Annotated in this window: 22 protein-coding genes; 13 read left to right on the plus strand and 9 right to left on the minus strand. The window is 61.4% G+C overall.

The genetic code is table 11. The features are described 5' to 3' along the window. Nucleotides 1-57: 57 nt before the first annotated feature. The 7 genes from J3Q04_RS23120 to bioB form a co-directional block, all read right to left on the minus strand. Complete coding sequence (locus J3Q04_RS23120; RefSeq protein ID WP_420764903.1) at nt 58-1,863, minus strand: phenylacyl-CoA dehydrogenase; 1,806 nt, start codon at nt 1,861-1,863, stop codon at nt 58-60. A 275-nt stretch (nt 1,864-2,138) separates the two neighbouring features. Next, the gene (locus tag J3Q04_RS23125; RefSeq protein ID WP_420764904.1) at nt 2,139-2,435 is read right to left on the minus strand and encodes a pyrroloquinoline quinone biosynthesis protein PqqE; all 297 of its coding nucleotides are present in this window, start codon (nt 2,433-2,435) and stop codon (nt 2,139-2,141) included. Between the two features lie 118 nt (nt 2,436-2,553). Beyond that, on the minus strand, nt 2,554-3,234 hold the full coding sequence (gene bioD / locus J3Q04_RS23130) for a dethiobiotin synthase (RefSeq protein WP_420764905.1): 681 nt from the start codon (nt 3,232-3,234) through the stop codon (nt 2,554-2,556). Then, entirely contained in the window at nt 3,231-4,043 is an 813-nt protein-coding gene (gene bioC, locus J3Q04_RS23135; protein WP_434609174.1) for a malonyl-ACP O-methyltransferase BioC, read from the minus strand. The genes bioD and bioC overlap by 4 nt, the downstream gene beginning before the upstream one ends. Further along, nucleotides 4,036-4,767 carry an alpha/beta fold hydrolase gene (locus J3Q04_RS23140; protein ID WP_434561959.1) on the minus strand — a complete coding sequence of 244 codons (732 nt, stop codon included), beginning with the start codon at nt 4,765-4,767 and terminating at the stop codon, nt 4,036-4,038. The genes bioC and J3Q04_RS23140 overlap by 8 nt, the downstream gene beginning before the upstream one ends. Next, entirely contained in the window at nt 4,760-5,938 is a 1,179-nt protein-coding gene (gene bioF / locus J3Q04_RS23145; RefSeq protein WP_434609172.1) for an 8-amino-7-oxononanoate synthase, read from the minus strand. The genes J3Q04_RS23140 and bioF overlap by 8 nt, the downstream gene beginning before the upstream one ends. A 161-nt stretch (nt 5,939-6,099) precedes the next feature. Beyond that, nucleotides 6,100-7,155 carry a biotin synthase BioB gene (gene bioB, locus J3Q04_RS23150; protein WP_434609170.1) on the minus strand — a complete coding sequence of 352 codons (1,056 nt, stop codon included), beginning with the start codon at nt 7,153-7,155 and terminating at the stop codon, nt 6,100-6,102. Nucleotides 7,156-7,247: 92 nt separating this feature from the next. Here bioB and J3Q04_RS23155 point away from each other — a divergent pair, with 92 nt between their 5' ends. From J3Q04_RS23155 to rarD, 5 genes are all read left to right on the plus strand, one after another. Then, nucleotides 7,248-7,988 (plus strand): double zinc ribbon domain-containing protein, encoded by a 741-nt coding sequence (locus tag J3Q04_RS23155; protein ID WP_434609168.1) that lies wholly within the window; start codon nt 7,248-7,250, stop codon nt 7,986-7,988. A 55-nt stretch (nt 7,989-8,043) separates the two neighbouring features. Continuing rightward, the gene (locus tag J3Q04_RS23160; protein ID WP_434561953.1) at nt 8,044-8,808 is read left to right on the plus strand and encodes a TOBE domain-containing protein; all 765 of its coding nucleotides are present in this window, start codon (nt 8,044-8,046) and stop codon (nt 8,806-8,808) included. A 67-nt stretch (nt 8,809-8,875) separates the two neighbouring features. After that, nucleotides 8,876-10,777, plus strand: a complete 1,902-nt coding sequence (locus J3Q04_RS23165; protein WP_434561951.1) for a PhoX family protein — start codon at nt 8,876-8,878, stop codon at nt 10,775-10,777. Nucleotides 10,778-10,906: 129 nt separating this feature from the next. After that, the gene (locus J3Q04_RS23170) at nt 10,907-11,881 is read left to right on the plus strand and encodes a serine/threonine protein kinase (RefSeq protein WP_420764913.1); all 975 of its coding nucleotides are present in this window, start codon (nt 10,907-10,909) and stop codon (nt 11,879-11,881) included. A gap of 121 nt (nt 11,882-12,002) precedes the next feature. Next, nucleotides 12,003-12,890, plus strand: coding sequence for an EamA family transporter RarD (gene rarD, locus J3Q04_RS23175; RefSeq protein ID WP_434609165.1), 888 nt, complete (start codon nt 12,003-12,005; stop codon nt 12,888-12,890). 217 nt (nt 12,891-13,107) lie between these two features. Here the strand turns inward: rarD and J3Q04_RS23180 are convergent, their stop codons facing one another. Continuing rightward, nucleotides 13,108-13,626 carry a glycine cleavage system protein R gene (locus J3Q04_RS23180; protein WP_420764915.1) on the minus strand — a complete coding sequence of 173 codons (519 nt, stop codon included), beginning with the start codon at nt 13,624-13,626 and terminating at the stop codon, nt 13,108-13,110. Nucleotides 13,627-14,064: 438 nt separating this feature from the next. Between J3Q04_RS23180 and J3Q04_RS23185 the strand changes: the two genes are divergently transcribed. Next, the gene (locus tag J3Q04_RS23185) at nt 14,065-16,242 is read left to right on the plus strand and encodes a malate synthase G (RefSeq protein WP_434609162.1); all 2,178 of its coding nucleotides are present in this window, start codon (nt 14,065-14,067) and stop codon (nt 16,240-16,242) included. Nucleotides 16,243-16,462: 220 nt separating this feature from the next. Here J3Q04_RS23185 and J3Q04_RS23190 read toward each other — a convergent pair whose 3' ends face one another. Continuing rightward, nucleotides 16,463-16,909 carry a response regulator gene (locus tag J3Q04_RS23190; protein WP_060740319.1) on the minus strand — a complete coding sequence of 149 codons (447 nt, stop codon included), beginning with the start codon at nt 16,907-16,909 and terminating at the stop codon, nt 16,463-16,465. A 259-nt stretch (nt 16,910-17,168) separates the two neighbouring features. Between J3Q04_RS23190 and J3Q04_RS23195 the strand changes: the two genes are divergently transcribed. The 7 genes from J3Q04_RS23195 to J3Q04_RS23225 all read left to right on the plus strand — a co-directional run bounded on the left by J3Q04_RS23195 (nt 17,169) and on the right by J3Q04_RS23225 (nt 25,616). Next, nucleotides 17,169-19,103 carry a putative nucleotidyltransferase substrate binding domain-containing protein gene (locus J3Q04_RS23195; RefSeq protein ID WP_434611501.1) on the plus strand — a complete coding sequence of 645 codons (1,935 nt, stop codon included), beginning with the start codon at nt 17,169-17,171 and terminating at the stop codon, nt 19,101-19,103. Then, a complete protein-coding gene (locus tag J3Q04_RS23200) occupies nt 19,100-19,807 on the plus strand; it encodes a 3'-5' exonuclease (protein WP_434609160.1) in 708 nt (235 codons plus the stop codon). The genes J3Q04_RS23195 and J3Q04_RS23200 overlap by 4 nt, the downstream gene beginning before the upstream one ends. Nucleotides 19,808-19,961: 154 nt before the next feature. Next, nucleotides 19,962-20,480, plus strand: a complete 519-nt coding sequence (locus J3Q04_RS23205) for an RNA polymerase sigma factor (protein WP_420764918.1) — start codon at nt 19,962-19,964, stop codon at nt 20,478-20,480. Then, entirely contained in the window at nt 20,477-21,457 is a 981-nt protein-coding gene (locus J3Q04_RS23210) for a FecR domain-containing protein (protein ID WP_434609156.1), read from the plus strand. Before J3Q04_RS23205 ends, J3Q04_RS23210 begins: the two co-directional genes overlap by 4 nt. Before the next feature lie 226 nt (nt 21,458-21,683). Next, on the plus strand, nt 21,684-24,122 hold the full coding sequence (locus J3Q04_RS23215) for a TonB-dependent siderophore receptor (protein WP_434609153.1): 2,439 nt from the start codon (nt 21,684-21,686) through the stop codon (nt 24,120-24,122). Between the two features lie 187 nt (nt 24,123-24,309). Beyond that, the gene (locus tag J3Q04_RS23220; protein WP_434609151.1) at nt 24,310-25,440 is read left to right on the plus strand and encodes a PepSY-associated TM helix domain-containing protein; all 1,131 of its coding nucleotides are present in this window, start codon (nt 24,310-24,312) and stop codon (nt 25,438-25,440) included. Continuing rightward, on the plus strand, nt 25,437-25,616 hold the full coding sequence (locus tag J3Q04_RS23225) for a hypothetical protein (RefSeq protein ID WP_420764922.1): 180 nt from the start codon (nt 25,437-25,439) through the stop codon (nt 25,614-25,616). Before J3Q04_RS23220 ends, J3Q04_RS23225 begins: the two co-directional genes overlap by 4 nt. Nucleotides 25,617-25,698 lie beyond the last annotated feature (82 nt).

The raw sequence follows: 25,698 nt of genomic DNA on the forward strand, positions 1-25,698 counted from the left end.
ATGAAAAAGCCGCTGCTCCCGAAGAAGCAGCGGCTTTTTTGAAGAACAACCTAAGGCTTAGTAGCCCAGCGCGAAATCTTCTTCTTTCATGTCCATCAGGTTGTTGGCGCCCGACAACATGGCCGCAACATGGGTGCGGGTACGCGGCAGGATGCGCTGGAAGTAGAAGCGCGCGGTCTGCAGCTTGGCGGTGTAGAACGCTTCTTCGGTGGTGCCGGCTGCGAGTTTTTCCGCTGCCAGACGCGCCATGTCGGCCCAGAAATAGGCCAGGCAGGCGTAACCGGAGTACATCAGGTAATCCACCGAGGCAGCGCCGACTTCTTCGCGATCCTTCATGGCCGCCATGCCAACCTTCATGGTCAGCTCGCCCCATTCTTTGTTCAGCGCAGCCAGGGGTTCGACGAACTCCTTGACCGCTTCGTTGCCTTCGTTGCCCTGGCAGAACTTGTGGACGATCTTGGTGAAGCCCTTGAGCGCTTCGCCCTGGGTCATCAGGACTTTACGGCCCAGCAGGTCGAGCGCCTGAATGCCGGTGGTGCCTTCGTACAGCATCGAGATGCGGCTGTCGCGAACGTTCTGCTCCATGCCCCACTCGGCGATGAAGCCGTGGCCGCCGTAGATCTGCACGCCATGGTTGGCCGATTCGAAGCCGACTTCGGTCATGAAGGCCTTGGCGATCGGCGTCATGAACGCCAGCAGCGCATCGGCTTTCTTCTTCTCTTCTTCATCCACGCCGTACTTGACGATATCCACCTGCTTGGCGGTGAAGTACACCATCGCCCGGTTGCCTTCGGCGAAGGCCTTCATGGTCAACAGCATGCGGCGCACGTCAGGGTGCACGATGATCGGGTCGGCGGCCTTGTCTGGCGCTTTCGGGCCGGTCAAAGAACGCATTTGCAGGCGATCACGGGCATATTTCAGACCGCCCTGGAAGCCGATCTCGGCGTGGGCCAGGCCTTGCAGCGCAGTGCCCAGGCGTGCGGTGTTCATGAAGGTGAACATGCAGTTCAGGCCCTTGTTCGCCGGGCCGATCAGGAAACCGGTGGCCGCGTCGAAGTTCATCACGCAGGTGGCGTTGCCGTGGATGCCCATCTTGTGTTCCAGGGAACCACAGCTCACGGCGTTGCGCTGGCCGACGGTGCCGTCGGCGTTCGGCAGGAATTTTGGAACGATGAACAGCGAGATGCCCTTGGTGCCGGCGGGTGCATCCGGCAGGCGTGCCAGCACGATGTGGACAATGTTGTCGGCCATGTCGTGTTCGCCAGCCGAGATGAAAATCTTGGTGCCGGTCACTTTGTAGGAACCGTCGGCCTGAGGTTCGGCCTTGGTGCGCAGCATACCCAGGTCGGTGCCGCAGTGAGGTTCGGTCAGGCACATGGTGCCGGTCCATTCGCCGGACACCAGCTTGGTCAGGTACGCCTCTTGCTGCTCGGGCGTGCCGTGTTCGGAAATGGTGTTCATCGCGCCATGGGACAAGCCTGGGTACATGCCCCACGACCAGTTGGCTTCACCGACCATCTCGCTGACCGCCAGGCCCAGGGACTCCGGCAGGCCTTGGCCGCCGTGCTCGACGTCATGGGCCAGGCTTGGCCAGCCGCCTTCGACGAACTGCTTGTAGGCTTCCTTGAAGCCGGTCGGAGTTTTCACGCCGGACTCGCTCCAGGTGCAACCCTCAAGGTCACCCACGCGGTTCAGCGGTGCCAGCACCTGCTCACAAAACTTGGCGCCTTCTTCGAGAATGGCGTCAACCATGTCTGGAGTTGCGTCCTGGCAAGCCGGAAGGCTCTGATAATGCGCTTCGTAGCCGAGCAGTTCGTCACGAACGAAGCGAATATCACGCAAGGGGGCCTTGTAGTCAGGCATAGCGATAAACCTCTGCTGATGTAACCGGGGATGAACGACCGCGCGGATTTGTTGTAGCGGTCAAACAGTTGTTTGAAACATACGTTTACGCCCAAAACTTGTCAAGCATCGATCTTTTGCCATTCGTCATCGATTAGCAGGCGTTCGGGACGCGAGAAATCCATCGCTATGAATTGTGCGCAGGACGCGCAGGGAAAGATTAGTTGAGGGAGAAGGAGTTAGAGACAAAAACGCCGCGATTATCGCGGCGTTTTCAAAGTCCGTGTCGGGTCGGATCAGGCAAATGTGTCGATCAAAGTGCCGAGCATTTCGTCGGAAGCCTTGGCGACGTTCACGCCCAATTGCACCTGGAACTTGCCTTGGGCCATGTCCACCATGTTGCTGGCCAGGTCCGATTGCTGGCTGCGATCCACCGAGCGCAGGCGATCGACCTGGACTTCGGAGGATTGGCTGGTGACCGAACGCTCGATCGTGTTGTTGGCGATCTGGCTGGAAGCCTGGTCGACACGGTTCTGCCCTGTCTGAATCGTGCTCAGACCGGCGTAGAACGCGGTATTTCCTGAGATTTCCATGGCGAGGCTCGTTTTCTTGAAAGGGTCGGCACTGGCATTGAACCAGAAGGCTTGGCAAAAGGCCCGAAAAAAAACTAATGGCACAGTGCCTTGTCATAGGCAAAACCTTGGCAAGTCGTCAGTCCAACAGGTCCATTTGCAGGTGCCCGGCCACAGCCTCGGCGGTCACGCTCTGGATCCGCGCCACCCTGCCCAGGCAAGGCGCCGGGAGGCGCTCGGCCAGGGTTGCCAGGTTTTCTTCCAGGCGTGAGGTGGCCGGATCGATGATGTTCGCCACCCATCCGGCCAGTTGCAAGCCGTCGCGGGCGATTGCTTCGGCGGTCAGCAAGGCGTGGCTGATGCAGCCCAGGCGCACGCCCACCACCAGGATGACGGGCAAGCCCAGCGCAATCGCCAGGTCGGACAGATTGTCCTGGCCGGCCAGCGGCACGCGCCAACCGCCCGCGCCTTCGATCAGAGTGAAATCGGCGCCCAGCGCCAGCACTTCACGCATCGGCCCCAGCAGCGACTGCACCGTGAGCGCGACGCCCGCCTCCCGGGCGGCGAGGTGCGGCGCAATGGCTGGTTCGAACGCCACCGGATTGACCTGTGCATAACTCAACGGCACCGAGCATTCGGCCAACAAGGCCAAGGCATCGGCGTTGCGCAGCCCTTTGGGCGTCACGTCGCAACCGGAAGCCACCGGTTTTCCGGCGGCCGTGCTCATGCCGGCCTGGCGCGCCGCGTGCAGCAGGCCCGCCGCCACGGTGGTCTTGCCCACATCGGTATCGGTGCCGGTGATGAAATAAGCCTGGCTCATAGCGGTTTCTCCAACACGGCGTAGACCGCCTGGTAAGTCGCGGGCAGGCCCTGGACCTGGCGAAACTGTTCATAGGCTTCAACCAGCGCCAGGATCCGTGCCCTGCCCGTCAACCCACCGGGACGGCCGGGATTCAGATTATGGGCGCCCAATGCTTTCAATTCGTGGGTCAGGCTACGTACATCCGGGTAATGCAAGACGTGGGGCTGATTTTCCAGACTTAGGACGTTCAAACCACTGCTTGCGCATAACTGTCGATAAGTCTCGAAATCACGGAAACGGTTGACGTGTACCAAGCCATCCACCTGACGCCAACTGTCGCGCAGTTCGTACAACGTGCCGACACACAGACTAGTAAAGGCAAACAGTCCACCCGGCCTCAAAACACGATGGGCCTCGCGCAACACCGAGGCGAAATCATCGCACCACTGCACCGCGAGGCTGGAAAAAACCAAGTCGCAGCTCGCCGAGTGCAAAGGCAAACGCTCCGCATCCCCAGCGATAAAATGCGCAGCACCGCCCTGCGGGCGGGCATGGATGAGCATCCCCTCGGCGATATCCAGCGCCAGGCCCGCATCCTCGCCGAACCGCGCGCCCAGCGCTCGGGTGAAATAGCCCGTGCCGCAGCCCAGGTCCAACCAGCGCTGTGGATCGAGCGACGAAGGCAAGCGCCCGAGCAATTGCCCGCCTACATCGCGCTGTAGCTCGGCAACACTGTCATAACTGGCCGCCGCCCGGGAAAACGAGGCCGCTACCTGACGTTTATCAGGCAAAGCACCCGGTAGCTTCACAACGGATAAGTCAGTCATCACCGGACTCATGCAAGAAAGCCTGGATCGCCCCCGCCACGCCGTGGGGATCCTCCAGCAGAAATCCGTGGCCGGCCTGTTCAATCAGGCCGATTTCGACATCCGGCAGCAACGCCAGCAACTCGCCCGCCGCTTCGGCCGGCACCAAGGCATCGAGCCCGGCAAACAAATGCAGCTGAGGACCGCGAAAGCCCTGCAACGCAGCCCGGGTATCGAGTTGCGCCAATAATTCGAGCCCGGCCATCAACACGTCAGGCGCGGTGTTCGGTGCACCGCCGAGCAGCAATCGCGACAACCCGCGTGGGTCGTCGCACCCTTGGGCGCACAGCAAACTGAAGCGCTTGAGCGTCTGGCGCGGATCGGCAACACACCCGGCAAGAAACCCATCGAATATTTCTGGGGCCATCGCCCCAGGCCATTGTTCATGGGCCACGAAAGACACATTACTGGCCAAGGTCAGCAAGCCGCAGCAGCGCTCGCCCCGGCGCGCGGCCAGTTCCGCGGCCAACATGCCGCCCAGGGACCAGCCTCCCAGCCAGGCATCCTGGGGCAACGTAGCATCCAACTCATCGAGCCAATCATCGAGCGCACTCGACGCCAAAGCGGGCAAGGGTTCGATTTCCACCTGCAAGTGCTCATCGAGCCCTCGCAGCGCAGCGGCCAACGGTTCGAGGGGCGAAGTACCCAGGCCCCACCCTGGCAACAAGATCAATCGATCACGCATGGTTTGGCTCCGGTCCCAGCCTTGCATAACAATCGGCCAATGCATCCAACAATAGCTGGACCTGGGCCTCGCTGTGGGCGGCGGTCAAAGTGACCCGCAGGCGGGCGCTACCGGCCGGCACGGTGGGCGGCCGGATCGCCGTGACCATCAGCCCGCGCTCGCGCAGCATCCGGGACAGCTCCATCGCCCGCCCCGCATCACCGATCAGGATGGGTTGGATCGGGGTGAAACTGTCCATCAAGCGCAAGCCGATCTGCTCGGCGCCCTGGCGGAACTGGCTGATCAACTGCCTCAGATGTTCTCGCCGCCAACGCTCACTGCGCAGCAGTTCAAGGCTCCGGAGCGTGGCGCAGGCCAAAGCGGGTGGCTGGCTGGTGGTGTAGATGTAGGGCCGGGCGAACTGGACCAGGCTTTCGATCAGTTCCTCACTGCCCGCCACAAAGGCGCCGGCGGTGCCAAACGCCTTGCCCAGTGTGCCGACCAGCACGGGCACGTCTTCCTGGCACATGCCGAAATGTTCGACGACACCGCCGCCGGTAACGCCCAGCGTGCCGAAGCCGTGGGCGTCATCGACCATCAGCCAGGCGCCCTTGGCCTTGGCTTCGCGGGCGAGCGCCGGCAAATCCGCGACATCCCCGTCCATGCTGAAAACACCATCGGTCACCACCAGCGTGTTGCCAATGGCTTTCTCCAAACGCTGGGCCAGGCTTCGGGCATCGTTGTGCAGATAACGATTGAAGCGCGCGCCGGATAACAGCCCGGCATCGAGCAACGAGGCGTGGTTGAGGCGATCCTCCAGCACGGTATCGCCCTGCCCCACCAAGGCAGTGACCGCGCCAAGGTTGGCCATGTAGCCGGTGGTGAACAGCAACGCCCGCGGCCGGCCGGTCAGCTCGGCCAGGGCTTCTTCCAAGGCGTGGTGAGGCGCGCTGTGGCCGACCACCAGGTGGGACGCTCCACCGCCGACGCCCCAGCGCGCTGCGCCGTCGCGCCAGGCCTCGATCACTTGCGGGTGATTGGCCAGGCCCAGGTAGTCGTTGTTGCAGAACGCCAACAACGGCTGGCCGTCCACTACGACTTCCGGGCCCTGGGGGCTCTCGAGCAGCGGTCGCTGGCGATATAGATTTTCGGCACGACGGGCAGCCAGGCGTGCGGCGAGATCGAAGGGCATGCAGGCCTCAACTGTCTAAGGATTGGCCCAGGACCTTTGTGGGAGCGAGCCTGCTCGCGATTGCGGTGTACCAGTCGACATGAATGTTGAATGTTGCATCGCTATCGCGAGCAGGCTCGTTCCCACAGTGTCCTGCTTCCAATCAGGGAATTGGCGAGCGATCAAACAGCAGCGTTATAAAACTGCTCGCTGCTCCTGTGCTCTACCAGCGCCTGCTCGATGGCCGCCTGGTGGACTTCATCGGCGTGTTCTTCGCGGGCTTCCGGCTGGATGCCCAGGCGCGCGAACAGTTGCATGTCCTTGTCGGCCTGCGGGTTGGCGGTGGTCAGCAGCTTGTCGCCGTAGAAAATCGAGTTCGCACCAGCAAAAAACGCCAGGGCTTGCATTTGCTCGTTCATCGCTTCGCGTCCGGCGGACAGGCGCACATGGGATTGAGGCATGAGGATCCGCGCCACGGCCAGCATGCGGATGAAATCGAACGGATCGACGTCCTCGGCATTTTCCAGCGGCGTGCCGGCGACCTTGACCAGCATGTTGATCGGCACCGATTCCGGGTGCTCCGGCAGGTTTGCCAGTTGGATCAGCAGGTTGGCACGGTCGTCCAGGGATTCGCCCATGCCCAGGATGCCGCCGGAGCAGATTTTCATACCCGAATCCCGTACATAGGCCAGGGTCTGCAGGCGCTCGCTGTAGGTGCGGGTGGTGATGATGCTGCCGTAGAACTCAGGCGAGGTGTCCAGGTTGTGGTTGTAGTAATCCAGGCCAGCCTGGGCCAGCGCTTCGGTCTGCTCCTGGTCGAGGCGTCCGAGGGTCATGCAGGTTTCCAGCCCCATTGCCTTCACGCCCTTGACCATCTCCAGCACGTAAGGCATGTCCTTGGCCGACGGATGCTTCCACGCCGCGCCCATGCAGAATCGGGTCGAACCGATGGCCTTGGCGCGCGCCGCCTCTTCGAGGACCTTCTGCACTTCGAGCAATTTCTCTTTTTCCAGCCCGGTGTTGTAGTGGCCGGACTGCGGACAATATTTGCAATCTTCCGGGCAAGCGCCGGTTTTGATCGACAGCAGCGTGGAAACCTGGACGCGGTTGGCGTCGAAGTGCGCGCGGTGCACGGTCTGCGCCTGGAACAACAGATCATTGAATGGCTGGACAAAGAGTGCTTTGACTTCGGCCAAAGACCAGTCATGACGCAGGTTGGCAGTGGTGCTGGCGCTCATGGGCATTTCCTTGATTATGCTTGGCTGGCGCTTGGGGGAAATCGAATACCCACAGGCGCGACACGGATGTTCGGCATATTTAAGGAAGAGTCATGCGCTGTCAACCACGACACACAACATCGGTTTACATCTGGTTAAAAAACAAACAGACCTGTCTGCTGTGCGGCGAATCCACCGACACACCGCAACCCATCTGCACGCCGTGCGAAAGCGAGTTGCCCTGGCTCGGCGATCAATGCAGCGTCTGTGCGCTTCCGCTGCCGATGGCCGGGCTCCGCTGTGGACAATGCGCCACGCGACCGCCGGCCTTCGAACGGGTCGTGGCGCCATGGGTCTATGACTTTCCCGTGGACACGCTGGTCACCCGTTTCAAGCATCAGGCCAAGTGGCCGCTTGGCCGTTTGCTGGGCGAACTGTTGGCGCAGTCGGTCCAACATCATTTCGATGAAGGGCTGGAGCGACCCGATGCGCTGGTGCCGGTACCGCTGGCGGCTCGTCGACTGCGCCAACGCGGGTTCAACCAGGCGACATTGCTGGCCCGCTGGCTCAGCGGGCCGCTGCACATCCCTTGCGAAGAAAACCTGTTGCAGCGCATCCAGGACACGCCTGCACAACAAGCCCTCGATGCCCCGGCAAGACGTCGAAACCTGCGCCATGCCTTCGCCCTGACGCCCGACGCCACTTTGGCAAACCGTCACCTGGCGCTGGTGGACGATGTGCTCACCACAGGCGCGACGGCCCAGACGCTTGCGCATCTGCTACTCGAAGCCGGCGCCGCCCGGGTCGATGTGTATTGCCTGGCTCGCACGCCGAAACCCGGCGACCCGGCTTGACGCGCGGGCGCCGAGGCGCCAACGTCCTTGCTTCGATTCCCGCGCAGTTTCCGTCATGTCATTGCCTACGCTCCTGACCCAACACATCGTCCGCCGACCACAACGCATCGCGCTGTTGCAGCACATCGCCGAGCAGGGCTCGATCACCCGGGCTGCCAAGAGCGCCGGGCTGAGCTACAAAGCGGCATGGGACGCGATCGATGAGTTGAATAACCTGGCCGACCGGCCACTGGTCGAGCGCAGCGTTGGTGGCAAGGGCGGAGGCGGTGCAAAGCTGTCGGAGGAAGGCCAGCGCGTGCTGCGTCTTTACCAGCGCCTGCAAACCTTGCAGGCGCAGCTTCTGGAAGCGAGCGAGGACGCAGGCGACCTGGGCTTGCTCGGTCGCCTGATGCTGCGCACCAGCGCCCGAAACCAATTGCATGGCAAGGTCCTCGATATCACCGCCCAGGGCCACAACGATCGTGTTCGCCTTGAACTGGCCCGCGGGCTGGTCATTGAAGCGCAGATCACTCATGACAGTACGCAGCGGTTGGAGCTGGAGACCGGCACCGAAGTCGTCGCGCTGATCAAGGCCGGCTGGCTGGAACTGTACCCCTCCGATCAGCCGGAGGATCCGTCGACCAATACGCTCCACGGCATCATCGAACACATCGCCATCGCCGAAGACGGCCCCAGCGAAGTGCGTATCGGTCTGCCCAACGGTCAGACCCTTTGCGCCCTCGCCGCCCCGTCTCAATTGGGCGAACGCAACCTGACCTGCGATTCGCCGGTGCAGGTGCGGTTTTCTTCGACAAATGTACTGCTGGGCACGCCCCTATAAAGCGCTGCAACAAAATCGTCATCGACCCGCTTTAAGGTGGCTGCCAAAACCAGCAGGGAGCCCGATGATGAGCCTATTAGAAGAAAACCAATCCACCGATCTGGAAAAGATCGTCGGCCTGAGCCGTCGACGTTTCATCGGCGCGGGTGCCCTGTGCGGCGCGGCGATGTTCCTGGGCGGCAACCTGCTGAGCCGCAGCGTCATGGCCGCCGCCGTGAGCGAAGGCAACAAAAGCATGCTGGGCTTCGACAGCATTGCCGCCGCGACGACCGACACCATTACCCTCCCACCAGGCTACAAGGCCTCGGTGTTGATCAGTTGGGGCCAGCCGCTACAGAAAAACGCCCCGGCTTTCGACCCCAGCGGCAACGGCACCGCCCGCGCCCAGGAAGTGCAGTTTGGCGACAACAACGACGGCATGAGCCTGTTCCCGTTCCCTGGCGACGAAAACCGGGCGCTGATGGCGATCAACAATGAGTACACCAACTACCGCTACCTCTTCCCCCACGGCGGCCAACCGCAGTCGGCCGAAGAAGTGCACAAGGCCCAGGCCAGCGAAGGCGTGTCGGTGATCGAGATCGAGCGTCGTCAAGGCCAATGGCAGTTCGTCCAGGACTCGCGCTACAACCGCAGGATTCATGGCAACACGCCGATTCGCCTGAGCGGCCCGGCTGCCGGTCACGACTGGGTGAAAACCCTCGCCGACAAGAGCGGCAAGAATGTGCTGGGGACCTTCCAGAACTGCGCCAACGGCATGACGCCATGGGGCACTTACCTGACCTGCGAAGAAAACTTCACCGACTGCTTCGGCAGCAGCCAGCCCGACCTGAAATTCGATGACGGTCAAAAGCGCTACGGCGCTACCGTCACCAGCCGCGAAATCAACTGGCACCTGCACGACCCTCGCTTCGATCTGGCGAAGAACCCCAACGAACTCAATCGCCACGGCTGGGTGGTGGAAATCGATCCGTTCGATCCAAAATCCACCCCGGTGAAACGCACCGCCCTGGGTCGCTTCAAACACGAAAACGCCGCCCTGGCGCAGACCGATGACGGTCGCGCGGTGGTGTACATGGGCGACGACGAGCGTGGCGAATTCATCTACAAATTCGTTAGCCGTGATCGTATAGATCACCGCAATGCCAAGGCCAACCGCGACCTGCTCGACCACGGCACCTTGTACGTGGCGCGCTTCGACGCAGGCGACGGCAATCCGGACCATCCCAAAGGCAAAGGCCAGTGGATCGAGCTGACCCATGGCAAAAATGGCCTCGACGCGGCAAAAGGCTTCAATGACCAGGCCGAAGTCCTGATCCATGCGCGACTGGCCGCCAGCGTCGTTGGCGCCACTCGCATGGACCGCCCAGAGTGGATCGTGGTAAGCCCCAAGGACGGCCAGGTCTATTGCACCTTGACCAACAACGCCAAGCGCGGCGAAGACGGCCAGCCGGTGGACGGGCCCAACCCGCGGGCGAAAAACGTCTACGGGCAGATCCTGCGCTGGCGCACCGACCGCGACGATCACGCCGCCAACACCTTCGACTGGGACCTGTTCGTGGTCGCCGGCAACCCGACGGTACACGCCGGCACGCCCAAGGCCGGCTCGTCCAACGTCAATGCGCAAAACATGTTCAACAGCCCTGACGGCCTGGGTTTCGACAAGAGCGGGCGGCTGTGGATCCAGACCGACGGCGACTCCAGCAACACGGGGGACTTTGCGGGAATGGGCAACAACCAGATGCTGTGCGCCGACCCCAACAGCGGTGAGATTCGCCGCTTCATGGTCGGACCGGTGGGCTGTGAAGTCACCGGGATCAGTTTCGCCCCGGACTACAAGGCCATATTCGTCGGCATCCAGCATCCAGGCGAAAACGGTGGCTCGACGTTCCCCGAGCATTTGCCCAACGGCAAGCCACGCTCTTCGGTGATGGTGATTACCCGCGAAGACGGCGGCGTCATCGGCGCCTGACACTTTCCTGGCGGGGGAGCTTGCTTCCTCGCCACGAAGAGCGACCCAATGCCTACCGACCCATCATGACCGCTTTGCGCTACCATGCTGGGCCGGACGCGGCAGCCCTGCCGCTGCGCAGGAGTCAGCATGTCCCATCCGTTTGAAACCCTCACGCCCGACCTGGTCCTGGATGCCGTCGAAAGCATCGGCTTTCTCAGTGATGCCCGGGTGCTGGCCCTCAACAGCTACGAAAACCGCGTTTATCAAGTGGGCATCGAAGATGCAGAACCGCTGATCGCCAAGTTTTATCGTCCGCAGCGCTGGACCAACGAAGCCATCCTGGAAGAGCACCGCTTCACCTTCGAACTGGCTGATCACGAAGTGCCGGTGGTGGCACCGCTGATTCACAACGGCGCCAGCCTGCATGAGCACGCAGGGTTTCGTTTCACCCTGTTTCCCCGTCGAGGTGGACGAGCGCCGGAGCCGGGCAATCTCGATCAGCTCTATCGCCTGGGCCAACTGCTCGGGCGCTTGCATGCGATCGGAGCCACCCGCCCGTTCGAGCACCGTGAAGCGCTGGGCGTGAAGAACTTCGGCCATGACTCGCTGGAGACGGTACTGCAAAGTGGTTTCGTCCCCACGAGCCTGCTACCCGCCTACGAGTCGGTGGCCAGGGATCTGCTCAAGCGTGTCGAAGAGGTCTACGCCGCCACGCCCCATCAGAACATCCGCATGCATGGCGATTGCCATCCCGGCAACATGATGTGCCGCGACGAGGTGTTCCACATCGTCGACCTGGATGACTGTCGCATGGGCCCGGCCGTGCAGGATCTATGGATGATGCTCGCCGGGGATCGCCAGGAGTGCCTGGGCCAGCTATCGGAATTAATGGACGGCTATCAGGAATTCCATGACTTCGACCCGCGCGAACTGGCACTGATCGAACCCCTGCGTGCCCTGCGCCTGATGCACTACAGCGCCTGGCTGGCCCGCCGCTGGGATGATCCGGCGTTTCCGCGAAGCTTCCCGTGGTTTGGCAGTGAGCGTTATTGGGGCGACCAGGTGTTGGCATTGCGCGAGCAATTGGCGGCGCTCAATGAAGAGCCGCTGAAGTTGTTCTGATTGGGCTGGGTTCCAAAGCCACTGGAAATCCCTGTGGGATCGGCAATGAAAGGTTCGCTGCACAACCAGACAAATCTCCTTACAATCAATTTTTTGTTAGCTGCCTAAGCAAGGATTCTGCATGCAAGCCGCCAACCCGCGTCGCGGGTACATCCTGGGCCTGAGCGCCTACATCATCTGGGGTCTGTTCCCGATTTATTTCAAAGCCATCGCCAGCGTCCCATCGGTGGAAATCATCATCCACCGAGTACTCTGGTCGGCCTTGTTCGGCGGGGCGTTGCTGATGGTCTGGAAACACCCTGGCTGGTGGCGCGAGTTGCGGGACAATCCGCGTCGCCTGGCTATTCTGGCCCTGAGCGGCACGCTCATCGCGGCCAATTGGCTGACCTATGTCTGGGCTGTGAATAATGGTCGAATGCTCGAAGCCAGCCTGGGCTACTACATCAATCCGCTGGTAAACGTGTTGCTGGGCATGTTGATCCTGGGTGAGCGGCTGCGGCGCATGCAGTGGGTGGCCGTAGGGCTGGCGGCGGTTGGCGTGGCCCAGCAGGTCTGGCAGGTGGGCAGCCTGCCGTGGGTATCGCTGGTGCTGGCGCTGACTTTTGGCTTCTACGGCTTGATCCGTAAGCAAGCACCAGTGAAGGCTTTGCCCGGGCTGGTGGTGGAAACATGGATGCTGGTGCCGATTGCCATCGCGTGGCTGCTGTTCAACCCGACTGCCACCAGTGCCCAGGCCGCGTTCTGGACCACATCCGAAGCGTGGTGGCTGGTGGCGGCCGGCCCCGTGACGCTCGTGCCATTGGTGTGCTTCAACGCGGCGGCGCGACACCTGCCCTATACCACGCTGGGTTTCCTGCAATACATCGCCCCAACCCTCGTGCTGCTGCTCGCAGTGCTGCTGTTCGACGAGCATCTGTCCTCCAGCACGCTGATGGCGTTCCTGTTCATCTGGGCCGGTTTGGCTGTGTACAGCATCGATGCCGTGATCGGCATGCGCCGTCGCAGCTGATCAAAAAACGCACACACCTCTACAGGCCACGTTTTGCGTGGCCTGCGCTTATCCTTCCAAAGGTTATCCACAACGTGATCCCCGCCGTTTGTGCACAACCCCTTGAAAACTGGTGATTTTTTGATCATCGCTGGCTGAGGCCCGACGGGCCTGGGCTGGCGCCAGGTCTCTACAGGTTATCCACAGGCAGGCGCAGTTTTTCCTTGGATAACACCTGTCAGGTTTCGTCGCTGAATTTCAACTCAACCATCAATTCATCGGCCAGGGTTTCCAGGCATGCCTGCAGCGTGTCCAGCGACAAGGTCAACGGCACCCCAAGGATCGCCTCGGCATGAAACAGCAACTCGCTGCTCATCGGTGCCGGTCGCACCTGGGTGATCAAGCGCTCGACGTTCACGCCCTGCTCGCTCAGCAGACGAGTGATGTCGCGCACGATACCCGGACGGTCATTGCCCACCAATTCCATCGCGATAGGTTTCCAGGTGCAGGATTCTTCGATCGCGTTCTCGGCGATCAGCACGCGAATGCCATGGGCCGACAGGCCTTGCAAGGCTTCGATCAACTCTTCATGGGACTCGGCCGGGGCGCTGAGACGCAGGATTCCGGCAAACTGCCCGGCGAGGTGGGACATGCGGCTGTCCAGCCAGTTTCCGCCATGTTCGGCGATGCATTGGGCGATTCGCTCGACCTGCCCTGGTTTGTCCGGGGCGAAAACAGTAATGACGAGATGGTCCATGGCGCAGCCCTGTTATGGATGGAGAAGACAGTATAGGCAAGGCCCGCCTACAGCGCGGTCGGGGCATTTTTCGTTAATGTGTACAGTTATTGAGATTTATCTGGAACAATCCATCTGTTTTTTGAGAACATCCCATGCCGCGCAATGACTGTACTGCTTTAGTCGGTCGCAGAACGACGCAATTAGTCTAATTTTCACAAGCGCAAATGATCATGTAGTATTCCCCAGCGAGCACTACATAATCGCGGCAATCCTGTTGTACCGATGTCTGCTTAAGGCCAGTCGCACCCCTGAAAGCCCCGTCCAGCAAGGCTTAACAACCCAGCCGCCAGCGATGGCATGTACTGGTTCAGGGGTTTGTGGTTTAAATGTCCCGAGGCTTCATTGTCAAAATCGAAGAGCTGAAAAGCGAAATAGCTGAGCAGAGTGAGGCAAGCAATGACTGAACACGTTCAAGTCGGTGGCCTGCAGGTCGCCAAAGTCCTGTTCGACTTCGTTAATAACGAAGCCATTCCCGGAACCGGCCTCACCGCCGACGCATTCTGGGCCGGGGCCGACAAGGTCATCCATGACCTGGCTCCGAAGAACAAAGCCCTACTCGCCAAACGCGACGACTTCCAGGCACGGATCGACGCCTGGCACCAGGCCCGTGCCGGCCAGGCCCACGACGCCGTGGCTTACAAAGCCTTCCTGCAAGACATTGGATACCTGCTGCCAGAAGCGGCGGATTTCCAGGCCACGACTCAAAACGTCGATGACGAAATCGCCCGCATGGCCGGCCCACAACTGGTAGTGCCGGTGATGAACGCCCGCTTCGCCCTCAACGCCTCGAACGCCCGCTGGGGTTCGTTGTACGACGCGTTGTACGGCACCGACGCCATCAGCGAAGCCGATGGCGCGGAAAAAGGCAAAGGCTACAACAAGGTGCGCGGCGACAAGGTCATCGCCTTCGCCCGCGCATTCCTCGACGAAGCGGCCCCCTTGGCGGCCGGCTCCCATGTTGATTCCACTGCCTACAAAATCGTCGACGGCAAGCTGGTGGTGGCCCTCAAGGGCGGCGCCAACAGCGGCCTGCGCGACGACGCCCAACTGATCGGTTTCCAAGGCGATATTTCGGTGCCGAGCGCGGTGCTGCTGAAACACAACGGCCTGCACTTCGAGATCCAGATCGACGCCAGCACCCCCGTCGGCCAAACCGACGCCGCCGGTGTCAAAGACATCCTGATGGAAGCCGCGCTGACCACCATCATGGACTGCGAAGACTCGGTTGCCGCGGTCGATGCCGATGACAAAGTGGTGATCTACCGCAACTGGCTCGGCTTGATGAAAGGCGACCTGTCCGAGCAAGTCGCCAAGGGCGGCCAGACCTTCACCCGCACCATGAACCCCGACCGCGCCTACACCGCCGTCGACGGTTCGGGCTTGACGCTGCACGGTCGCTCGCTGCTGTTCGTGCGCAACGTCGGTCACCTGATGACCATCGACGCGATCCTGGACAAGGACGGCAACGAAGTGCCGGAAGGCATCATCGACGGGCTGGTCACCAGCCTCGCGGCGATCCACAGCCTCAACGGCAACACCTCGCGCCGCAACAGCCGCACCGGTTCGGTGTACATCGTCAAGCCGAAGATGCATGGCCCGGAAGAAGTGGCGTTCACCAACGAACTGTTCGGCCGCGTCGAAGACGTGTTGAACCTGCCGCGCAACACGCTCAAGGTCGGCATCATGGACGAGGAGCGCCGTACCACGGTCAACCTCAAGGCCTGCATCAAGGCTGCCAGCGAGCGCGTGGTGTTCATCAACACCGGCTTCCTGGACCGCACCGGCGACGAAATCCACACCTCCATGGAAGCCGGCCCGATGGTGCGCAAGGCCGACATGAAGGCCGAGAAGTGGATCGGCGCCTATGAAAACTGGAACGTCGACATCGGCTTGAGCACCGGCTTGCAAGGCCGCGCGCAAATCGGCAAGGGCATGTGGGCGATGCCGGACCTGATGGCAGCGATGCTCGAACAAAAGATCGCTCACCCGATGGCCGGCGCCAACACCGCCTGGGTTCCGTCGCCGACCGCCGCCGCGCTGCATGCGCTGCACTACCACAAGGTCGACGTGTTCGCCCGCCAGGCCGAACTGGCCAAGCGTGCGCGCGCCTCGGTGGACGACATCCTGACCATCCCACTGGCCGTCAACCCGAACTGGACGGCAGAGCAGATCAAACACGAACTGGACAACAACGCCCAGGGCATCCTTGGCTACGTGGTGCGCTGGATCGACCAGGGTGTCGGCTGCTCCAAGGTGCCGGACATCAATGACATCGGCCTGATGGAAGACCGCGCGACGCTGCGCATTTCCAGCCAGCACATCGCCAACTGGTTGCGCCACGGCATCGTCACGCAAGAGCAGGTGATGGAAAGCCTCAAGCGCATGGCACCGGTCGTGGACCGCCAGAACGCCAGCGACCCGCTGTACCGCCCGCTGGCGCCGGACTTCGACAGCAACATCGCCTTCCAGGCGGCGGTCGAGCTGGTGATCGAAGGCACCCGGCAACCAAACGGCTACACCGAGCCGGTGCTGCACCGTCGCCGACGCGAGTTCAAGGCCGCCAATGGGCTGTGATTGAGCGGTAGATAGCAATGAAAAAGCCCTGGCCGAAAGACCAGGGCTTTTTCATTTGCGATCACTAACTGCTTTTGTGGCGAGGGCGCTTGCTCCCGCTGGGGTGCGCAGCAGCCCTTCTTTTCAGCTATTTTGAAACCTTAATCTGCGGACTTGCGACTGCTGCGCAGTCGAGCGGGAGCAAGCGCCCTCGCCACAAAAAACCAGCCAGTACAGCGGCCTAGAGATCCATCCCCAACTCATGCTTGACCAGCCCCAGCAGCTTGTCGGTATCGATCGGCTTGAGCAGGAAATCCACCACGCTCAAGTGCATCGCCTCGATGGCATCCTTCACGTCGGCGTCGCCGGACACAATGATGATCGGCAGCGCCGCACGCTCCGACTCGCGCACCAGGCGCACCAGTTCAAGGCCATCGACATTGCCCATGCGAAGGTCCGTGATCAGAAGGCCGATGGACGGCTTGGTCTCCAGCATCTTGAGTGCGGTTTCGCCACTCGCGGCGGTCATGCAATGGATGCCGTCCAATGCCAGGATTTCCGACAACAGCTCGCGGGCGTCCTTGTCGTCGTCGACGATCAACACACGCTGCGGCGGCAGGTCGGGTTCCAGCATGACGGCACTCAGCGCCTCGCGCTCGGCGTCACTCAAAATATCGTGGTCGGACATGGTGCTCTCTACGTTCCTTGAATCGATCCCTTGGCACAGTGGTCAGACATCGTTCTGCGGCGCTTCAATGTGCACTTCGTCGGATTTTTTTCCAAGAGTCTTCCCTGAAGAATTTTCCGAGGCGAGGCGTGGGATATTTCCGTAGTTCCGGCTCTATCGTGGCGACCTAGACTTACGTCCAATGGGCACTCCACGTCCAGAGGCCGACCATGGCGAACAGATCCGACCACAACAATTCGAAAAAGATTGCGCAATGGTTATGAAAAAAGCGGACGCCTTCATCCAGGCAGGGAAAACCGCCGTGTTGCAGAACATTCAGGGGACGTTGCAATTCCTCCAGCGCTTCCCCCCGTTCAACCAGATGGAAAACGCCCACCTGGCCTATCTGGTGGAGCAATGCCTGCTGCGCTTCTACGCGCCGGGCGAAACGATCATCAAGCCGGCCGACGGCCCGGTGGAACACTTCTATATCGTCAAGCAGGGCCGGGTGGTGGGCGAGCGTCCCCATTCCGCGAAGGGCGGCACCGAGACCACTTTTGAAATCACCACGGGCGAATGCTTCCCCCTCGCCGCCCTGTTGGGTGAGCGCGCTACCCGCACCGAGCATCGGGCCGGTGAAGATACGTTCTGTCTGCAACTGAACAAGTTGGCGTTCATCAAGCTGTTTGCCTTGTCCGGCCCGTTTCGCGACTTTGCCTTGCGCGGCGTCAGCAGCCTGCTCGACCTGGTCAACCAGCAAGTGCAGCAAAAATCTGCCCAGACGCTGGGCACGCAATATTCGCTGAACACCCGCCTGGGCGAGCTGGCGATGCGTCATCCGGTCAGTTGTTCACCTGAAACACCGTTGCGCGAAGCCGTCAAACTCATGCATGAGCAACAAGTCGGCAGCATCGTCGTGGTGAACGAACAGAAAGCGCCGGTAGGCATTTTCACCCTGCGCGACCTGCGTCAGGTCGTGGCCGACGGTACCGGGGATTTTTCCGAGTCGATTGCGATGCACATGACTCAGGCGCCGTTTTTCCTGTCACCGGAGCACAGCGCCTTCGATGCCGCGATCGCCATGACCGAGCGTCATATTGCCCATGTCTGCCTGGTCAAGGAGCATCGCCTGTGTGGCGTGGTGTCGGAACGGGATCTGTTTTCCTTGCAACGCGTCGACCTGGTGCATCTGGCGCGCACGATTCGTAATGCCCCTCGTGTGGAAAACCTGGTCACCCTGCGCGGAGAGATTGGCCAACTGGTGGAGCGCATGCTGGCCCACGGCGCGTCATCGACCCAGATTACCCATATCATCACCTTGCTCAACGACCACACCGTGTGCCGGGTCATCGAACTGACCCTGGCCGATAAAGGCGACCCAGGCGTGCCCTTCAGTTGGCTGTGTTTCGGCAGCGAAGGCCGCCGCGAGCAGACCCTTCATACCGACCAGGACAACGGCATCCTGTTCGAAGCCCGGGACGCCGCCCACGCCGCGCAGATCCGTGGCCTGCTGTTGCCCATCGCCCAACAGGTCAACCAGAGTCTGGCGCTGTGCGGTTTCACCTTGTGCAAAGGCAACATCATGGCGGGCAACCCCGAGCTGTGCCTGTCCCGCGCGGAATGGGCGCGTCGCTTCGCGGCCTTCATCCGCGAAGCGACGCCGGAGAACCTGCTGGGCTCAAGCATCTATTTCGACCTGCGAGTGGTCTGGGGAGATGAACAAAGCTGCGAGCAACTGCGCCAGCAGATTCTCGATCAAGTGGCCGACAACCGATTGTTCCAGCGCATGATGGCCGAAAACGCTCTTCGCCATCGGCCGCCTGTTGGACGCTTCAGGGACTTTGTGCTGACCCGCAAGAACGGCGAAAAAGCCACCCTCGACTTAAAGGTACAAGGGCTGACGCCTTTCGTTGACGGCGCGCGACTGCTGGCCCTGGCCAATGGCATCGAAGCCAACAATACCCTGGAGCGCTTGCGGCAACTGGTGGTCAAGGAAGTCATCGAGCCGCTTGATGGCGCCGCTTATGAAGAGGCCTATCACTTCATCCAGCAGACCCGGATGCAACAACACCAATTGCAGACCCGGGAGAACCTTCCCTACTCCAACCGCGTCGATCCAGACAGCCTCAACCACCTGGACCGGCGGATCCTGCGCGAATCCCTGCGCCAGGCCCAACGTCTGCAAAGCAGCCTGACGTTGAGGTATCAGCTGTGAGCCTGTTTTCCTGGCTGCGTCCGGTCCAGCCGACGTTGTCGCAGGATTTGCAACAGCGCCTGGAAGCCCTGCCCGCGGCAGCACAACTGAATGAATGCAGCCTGCGGGAACAGCGTTGGGTCGTGGTCGATCTGGAAACCACCGGCCTGAACCTGAACAAAGACCAAGTGTTGTCCATCGGTGCGGTGGTGATAGAAGACGGCGCCATCGACTTCAGCCAGCAGTTCGAGCGGACGTTGCAATGCGACAAACAAAAACTCGGGCCAAGCGTGTTGATACACGGGTTGGCGCCAAGCGCCATCGCCGCCGGCAGCGACCCGGCCGACGCGCTGCTGGCGTTCATGGAGTTCGTCGGCGACAGCCCACTGCTGGCGTTTCATGCGCCTTTCGACAGCCACATGCTCGGACGAGCGTTAAAGGAATACCTGGGCTATCGCTTACAGCATCCCTTCATCGACGTGGCGGACCTGGCCCCGATGCTTTGCCCACAGGCTCATATCCGCCAAGGAGGCCTGGACGACTGGATCGACTGGTTCAAGTTGCAAGTCTTCGATCGCCACAACGCCAGCGCCGACGCCCTGGCCACCGCGGAGCTGGCGCTGATCCTGTTCAGCCGCGCCCGCCAGAAGGATATCCATAGCCCGCTCGACCTGCAGCAACGCCTGGGACAATGGAAACGGCGGCAGCAGGCGCCTTCGCTTTAATCCAAGACCCGAGCGCTCGGGAGCTTTGTGAGAGCAAGCTTGCTCCCACAAAAGTATCGAGTTATGGGCTCCGACCAGCGCCAATTGCTTTCCCTCCCCCGCCTCTGCCACAATCGCGAACAATTCTCGTTACTTAAAACGTCGGTGATGCTCTGTGTCGTCAGTCCCCAGTCCTCATAGTGATCTGGTTGGTGCGTTATACCGCGACCATCGCGCTTGGCTATTGGCGTGGCTGCGACGCAACGTGGCCTGTGCGCAACGGGCCGAGGACCTGAGCCAGGACACCTTTGTGCGCTTGCTGGGTCGCGAGGAGTTGAAGGCGCCCCGCGAGCCGCGCGCGTTCCTGCTGGCGATCGCCAAGGGACTGTTGTTCGACTACTTCCGTAGGGCCGCGCTCGAACAGGCCTATCTGACCGAACTGATGCTGGTCCCGAAAGGCGAGCAGCCGTCGGTGGAAGAGCAACAACTGATTCTCGAAGACCTGAAGAATATCGATCGCCTGCTTGGAAAATTATCCAGCAAGGCCCGGGCGGCATTCCTCTACAACCGCCTCGACGGCCTCGGCCACGCTGAGATCGCCGAGCGCCTTGGCGTTTCGGTCCCGCGGGTACGGCAATACCTGGCCCAAGGCATGCGGCAATGCTACATCGCGCTTTATGGTGAGCCGACATGACCGCAGCCCTTGGCAAACCGGTCTCGGCGCGCGTTCTCGATGCGGCCATTGCCTGGCAGCTGTCCCTGGATTCTGGCTGCGGCAGTCCCCAAGAGCGGGAAGCATTCGCTCAATGGCACGCCGCCGATGAAGAGCACGCCCGCGCCTGGCAACAGCTCGGCATGCTTGACCAACGCTTCAGCATCGCCAGCGGACCTGCCCGGGCCGCGTTGCTGCAATCGAAGGCCAGCATCCGGCGACGGGTGCGCAAGGTTGGCAGTGGCCTGGCCAGTGTCGTCGCGGTCATCGGCCTGGCGCTGTTCGCCGGCGACCGTTACCTGCCGCTGGATTATTGGCTGGCCGACCAGCGCACCGCCACGGGCGAACAGCGCACGTTGCGCCTGGCGGACGGCACGGTGGTCAACCTCAATACCCACAGTGCGCTGGATGTACGTTTCGACGACAAGCAGCGGCTTATCGTTTTGCAGGAAGGCGAGATTCTCGTGGAGACCGGCCACAACGATCCGCGGCCGTTCATCGTCGAGACTCGCGAAGGCAGCATGCGCGCCTTGGGCACGCGTTTTCTGGTCAAGCTCGAAGACCAGGGCACACGCTTGAGTGTGTTGAAATCGGCGGTGGCGGCGCACCCGCAGCGCAGCGAAGGAGAACAGATCCTGCGCGAAGGCCAGCAAGTGCTGATGCACCGGGATGGCCTCGGGCCGGCCGTGGCCTTGAACGCGGGGGCCGATGCCTGGACCCGCGGGATGCTGGTGGTGGACAACGCGCGCCTTGAAGATTTGATCCGGGAGCTGGGGCGTTACCGGCGTGGATATCTCGGCGTCGAGCCCCAGGTGGCGGACTTGCGCATCACCGGCAGCTTTCCGCTGCACGACACCGACCTGGCCCTGACCGCCCTGCTGCCGACCCTGCCGGTGCAGGTCGAGCATCACACGCGTTGGTGGGTGGTGGTGGGGCCTAGGGCTGAAGCCAAGCGCTGAAGCGTATTGTTGCCAGTGATGGCCTCATCGCGAGCAAGCTCGCTCCCACAGGGGTTTGCACTTCAGTCCCATGTGGGAGCGAGCTTGCTCGCGATGAGGCCATTGGCCCCACCCCAAAGCCACCGGCCGCAATCTGAATCTAAATTATTTCATCCAGCCCTATCACTTTTCGACTTTCATCCGGCACACAGGCAATTGAGAAATATTTCCATTCAGGAGCCGCCGTATGTCCCGTCCGTTTGAGACCCTGTTGCGCCCCAGTCTGTTGGCCGTTGCCATTGCCTTGAGCACCCCGTTGGCCTGCGGCCCGTTGGTCGCCGCCGAACAGGCATCTGGCGTTCGTGCCTACAATCTGCCCGCGGCGCCATTGGCCAGCACCCTGAATCAGATCGCCAGCCAGGCCGGTCTCGCCTTGAGCCTGAACCCGTCATTGGCGTCGGGCAAGACCTCGGCCCCGGTCCAAGGCCAATTCGACGCCACCGGCGCCTTGCGCGAGGCCTTGCGCGGTACCGGCCTGCAACTGGAACAAAGCAGCGCCGGCACTTACAGCCTGGTGGCCGTGCCCGAAGGCGTCATGGTGCTGCCGGAAACCAGCGTGATCGGCGCGGGAATCAGCGAAACGGCGTGGGGGCCTAGCGAGGGCTACGCTGTGACCCGCACCGCCGCCGGCACCAAGACCGATACCCCGATAGTCGAGCTGCCACGCTCGGTCTCGGTGGTCACGCGCCAGCAGATGGAAGACCGCTCCGTCCTCAACCTCAATGACGCGCTGCGCTACACCGCCGGCGTGCAGAGCAGCGGCTACGGTTCGGACTCGCGTAACGATTGGCTATTGGTGCGCGGTTTCGTGCCAACGCAATTCCTCGATGGCCTGCCGCTGCCCAAGGGCAACTACATCACGACGAAAATCGAACCCTGGAACCTTGAGCGCATCGCAGTGCTTCGCGGCCCTGCTTCCTCGGTCTACGGCCAGACGCCCCCCGGCGGCATGCTCGACATGGTCAGCCGCCGCCCACAGGCTGAAAGCAGCAATGAAGTCCAATTGCAGGCCGGCAGCTACGAGCACAAGCAGATCAACTTCGACAGCACTGGCAAAGTCGATGACGAAGGCCAGTTCCTGTACCGACTCAGCGGCACGGTGCGCGACAGCAACTCCCAGGTCGACCACATCCCGGACAAACGCTACAACATTGCTCCAAGCCTGACGTGGAATATCAACGACGACACTCGCCTGACCTTCCTGTCGCAATACACCCGCGATGACACCGGTATCACTGGGCAATTCCTGCCGCTGCAAGGCACAAAGCTGGCCTCGCCGGCGGGCAAGATTTCTCATCACAAGAACCTGGGTGATCCGGACTGGGAGTTCTACGATCGCACCTACTATGCGCTGGGCTACAACTTCGAGCATCGCCTGAACGACACCTGGCAGTTCCGCCAGAATCTGCGCTATACCAAGAGCGATCTGGAATTTCAGGGCATCTCCGCCGGTGGGGCTTTTTTCCCAGATGGCCCGGACGAATCCGTGAGCGCCGATGGCACCGTCAGGCGCAGCGCCAGTATTGTTGATGAAGACATCAGCCAATACGCCGTGGATAACAATTTCCAGGCCGATTTCCAGACCGCAGCCTTGAGCCACACGCTGCTGTTGGGCCTGGACCACCAGCGCTCCAATAGCAACGCTCGCTGGCGCTGGGGTTCTGGTGGTGTGCCCACCAGCAACGTCAACAACCCGACTTACGGACAGGACTTCTCCAACGTCCAGTATTTCGACATGTACCACTACAACCAAAAAACCCACCAGACTGGCCTGTACATCCAAGACCAGATCGCTCTGGACAACTGGCGCCTGACCCTTGGCGGCCGTGAGGACTGGATTCACACCGGCACCGTTTTCCACAACCAGAACGACGCGACCAACACCCAGCGCGACAAGAAATTCAGCGGCAACGCCGCATTGAGCTATGTGTTCGATAACGGCGTGACACCGTACGTTTCCTTCGCCCAGTCGTTCCAGGCCGTGGCGGGCTCAGCCGTCAACAGCACTGACTCGTTCAAACCAACTGAAGGCGAGCAGTACGAAGTCGGCATCAAATATCAGCCACCGGGTACCAAAACCCTGTTGACCGCCGCGGTGTTCGACCTGACTCAGCAAAACAACTCCGTCACGGAGAACAACATCACCCGGCAGGTGGGCGAGGTCCGCGTGCGTGGCCTGGAACTGGAAGCGTCCGGCGACGTCACCGACAACCTGAAACTGGTCGGTTCCTACACCTACAACGACAGCGAAATCACCAAGGGCGCCGCGGCCGAAGAAGGCAAGCGCATGGCCCAGGTACCGCGTAACCAGGCCACCGCATGGGCCGACTACACCTGGCATAACGGCCCTCTGGACGGGTTCGGCGTGGGGGCTGGCGTGCGTTATGTCGGCGACACCTATGGCAACACCACCAACACCGATTGGGGTCACGTCGGCTCCTACACGGTGTACGACGCCTCGGCCCGCTACGACCTGGGCCGTTTGAACAAGACGCTCAAGGGCGTCACGGTGGCAGTGGACGCGAAAAACATCTTCAACAAGGACTACCTGTCCACCTGCGATGGTTTCTATTGCTACTACGGCGACCAACGCAACGTCGTCGCCAGCGTGAATTACAAATGGTAAACGGTTAGCATTTGCGCAAACCTCTTTGAGGGCACCTGCAACTGAGCTCAATCAGTCAGATGAAATGCCTGTGGGACGAGTTTTTGTGGGAGCGAGCTTGCTCGCTCCCACACAAGCTCGCTCCCGTAGGTTTCACGGTTGGCTGAACGACCTCAAGCATCGTCGCCCTTCAGCATTCGGATCGATCATGAAAAGCAAAACCATCCGCCGCTGGTCCTCCGTCCACACCTGGACCAGCCTGATCTGCACGGTGTTCCTGCTGATGTTGGCAATCACCGGGTTGCCGTTGATTTTCCATCATGAGATCGAGCACCTGTTGGGCGATGCGCCAGAGCTGCGGGAGATGCCGGCCGGCACGCCGCCGCTGGACCTGCAACAACTGGTGGAAAAAGCCAAGGCCCATCGTCCGGGCGAGGTGGTCCAGTATTTTGGCTGGGACGAGGACGACCCCAACGGCATCATCACCATCATGGCGCCGACGCCGGGCACCGAACCCAACTCCTCCCACACGTTCATGCTCGATGCACGCACGGGCGAAGCCCTGGAAATGCCCTCGGCCAACGGCGGTTTCATGATGGTCATGCTGCGCCTGCACGTGGACATGTTCGCCGGTTTGCCGGGCAAGTTGCTGCTGGCGTTCATGGGTTTGCTGTTCGTGATCGCCATCGTCTCCGGCGTGGTGCTGTATTTGCCATTCATGCGCCGCTTGAAGTTCGCCACGGTGCGCCAGGACAAATCCACGCGCCTGCGCTGGCTCGACCTGCACAACCTGATCGGTGTGGTCACCCTGGTCTGGGCGCTGACCGTCGGCGTGACTGGCGTGATCGCCGCCTGCGCCGACCTGATCATTGCCGCATGGCGCAACGATAGCCTCAGCGCCATGGTCGAGCCCTATCGCAACGCGCCACCATTGACCGAGCTGGCCCCGGCAACCCGCTTGCTGGACATTGCCAAGGATGTCGCTCCCGGCATGGAGCCGAGCTTCATCGCCTTCCCCGGCACGCTGTTTTCCAGCGAGCACCATTACAGCGTGTTCATGAAAGGCAGCACTCACCTGACCTCTCATCTGCTGACGCCTGTACTGATCGACGCCAGCACCCTGGACGTCACCGCCGTGGCCGAACGGCCCTGGTACATGGACATGATGAGCCTGTCCCTGCCCTTGCATTTCGGCGACTACGGTGGCCGGCCAATGCAGATCTTCTGGGCGACCCTGGACATCCTGACCATCATCGTCCTGGGCAGTGGTGTTTATCTGTGGGTGGTTCGGCGCAAGACCGCCAAGCGCGCAATCGTCGGCGCGGAGGTCGAAGCGTGAGGCCTCGGCAGTCTAATTTCTGGAAGGTGTTTGGTATCCCCGTGGTCATCGGCGCTTTGAGCGCGGCGGGGCTGTTTTCAGCATTGTTGGGCGATGGCGCGTGGGATGCGGTGAGTTGGGTGGGCTTGGGCGTACCGACGGTGCTGGGGACCTGGGGTTTGTTCAAGCGCCGATAATTCCAGCGCGCAATAAACCTGTGGGAGCAATCGATACTCGCCAGCCGCCGTGCAACTGTCTAGGCTAAGCCCCAGCCCGCCC

The sequence above is a fragment of the Pseudomonas sp. D4-21 genome (assembly GCF_051132125.1).
Classification (GTDB): Bacteria; Pseudomonadota; Gammaproteobacteria; order Pseudomonadales; family Pseudomonadaceae; genus Aquipseudomonas.

What these genes read in the sequence shown, in the direction of transcription:
- bioB (WP_434609170.1), bottom strand. Translation starts at nt 7,155, where the DNA reads ATGAGCGCCAGCACCACTGCCAACCTGCGTCATGACTGGTCTTTGGCC.
- J3Q04_RS23160 (WP_434561953.1), top strand. Translation starts at nt 8,044, where the DNA reads ATGTCATTGCCTACGCTCCTGACCCAACACATCGTCCGCCGACCACAA.
- J3Q04_RS23195 (WP_434611501.1), top strand. Translation starts at nt 17,169, where the DNA reads ATGAAAAAAGCGGACGCCTTCATCCAGGCAGGGAAAACCGCCGTGTTG.
- J3Q04_RS23155 (WP_434609168.1), top strand. Translation starts at nt 7,248, where the DNA reads ATGCGCTGTCAACCACGACACACAACATCGGTTTACATCTGGTTAAAA.
- J3Q04_RS23185 (WP_434609162.1), top strand. Translation starts at nt 14,065, where the DNA reads ATGACTGAACACGTTCAAGTCGGTGGCCTGCAGGTCGCCAAAGTCCTG.
- bioF (WP_434609172.1), bottom strand. Translation starts at nt 5,938, where the DNA reads ATGCCCTTCGATCTCGCCGCACGCCTGGCTGCCCGTCGTGCCGAAAAT.
- J3Q04_RS23165 (WP_434561951.1), top strand. Translation starts at nt 8,876, where the DNA reads ATGAGCCTATTAGAAGAAAACCAATCCACCGATCTGGAAAAGATCGTC.
- rarD (WP_434609165.1), top strand. Translation starts at nt 12,003, where the DNA reads ATGCAAGCCGCCAACCCGCGTCGCGGGTACATCCTGGGCCTGAGCGCC.
- J3Q04_RS23220 (WP_434609151.1), top strand. Translation starts at nt 24,310, where the DNA reads ATGAAAAGCAAAACCATCCGCCGCTGGTCCTCCGTCCACACCTGGACC.
- J3Q04_RS23180 (WP_420764915.1), bottom strand. Translation starts at nt 13,626, where the DNA reads ATGGACCATCTCGTCATTACTGTTTTCGCCCCGGACAAACCAGGGCAG.
- J3Q04_RS23125 (WP_420764904.1), bottom strand. Translation starts at nt 2,435, where the DNA reads ATGGAAATCTCAGGAAATACCGCGTTCTACGCCGGTCTGAGCACGATT.
- bioC (WP_434609174.1), bottom strand. Translation starts at nt 4,043, where the DNA reads ATGACTGACTTATCCGTTGTGAAGCTACCGGGTGCTTTGCCTGATAAA.
- J3Q04_RS23210 (WP_434609156.1), top strand. Translation starts at nt 20,477, where the DNA reads ATGACCGCAGCCCTTGGCAAACCGGTCTCGGCGCGCGTTCTCGATGCG.
- J3Q04_RS23215 (WP_434609153.1), top strand. Translation starts at nt 21,684, where the DNA reads ATGTCCCGTCCGTTTGAGACCCTGTTGCGCCCCAGTCTGTTGGCCGTT.
- J3Q04_RS23190 (WP_060740319.1), bottom strand. Translation starts at nt 16,909, where the DNA reads ATGTCCGACCACGATATTTTGAGTGACGCCGAGCGCGAGGCGCTGAGT.
- J3Q04_RS23120 (WP_420764903.1), bottom strand. Translation starts at nt 1,863, where the DNA reads ATGCCTGACTACAAGGCCCCCTTGCGTGATATTCGCTTCGTTCGTGAC.
- J3Q04_RS23140 (WP_434561959.1), bottom strand. Translation starts at nt 4,767, where the DNA reads ATGCGTGATCGATTGATCTTGTTGCCAGGGTGGGGCCTGGGTACTTCG.
- bioD (WP_420764905.1), bottom strand. Translation starts at nt 3,234, where the DNA reads ATGAGCCAGGCTTATTTCATCACCGGCACCGATACCGATGTGGGCAAG.
- J3Q04_RS23170 (WP_420764913.1), top strand. Translation starts at nt 10,907, where the DNA reads ATGTCCCATCCGTTTGAAACCCTCACGCCCGACCTGGTCCTGGATGCC.